1 protein-coding gene is annotated in these 234 nt (G+C 48.3%); it reads left to right on the top strand.

The window, feature by feature from the left end; translation table 11 throughout:
• Positions 1 to 234 (top strand): hypothetical protein (locus tag MO867_RS23120; RefSeq protein ID WP_252473498.1); only part of this gene is annotated, 234 nt, incomplete at both ends.

Here is a 234-nt window from a genome sequence, read left to right as displayed (position 1 = left end):
ACAATGGCAGCGGCCTGGACCGTGAAACAGAAGATCAACTGGCATGGGGAACGGGTGATGGCTCTATTGATCTTTGGATTTATATCGAAGCGCTAAATGGCAGCGACAGCCGAGGCATTATCGATTCCAGGTCTTATGGTAATTACAACCAACCCCGGCCCTGTATTTATCTTGCTACAGATAACTCCATTCGATATTACGTGAATGGCTTAGCCCGCATTACCTCAGCCACCA

Origin of the sequence: Microbulbifer okhotskensis (assembly GCF_023895975.1) — a bacterium.
GTDB lineage: Bacteria > Pseudomonadota > Gammaproteobacteria > Pseudomonadales > Cellvibrionaceae > Microbulbifer > Microbulbifer okhotskensis.
Note: the sequence above shows the minus strand (reverse complement) of the source record. Positions and strands in the feature narration are given on the sequence as shown.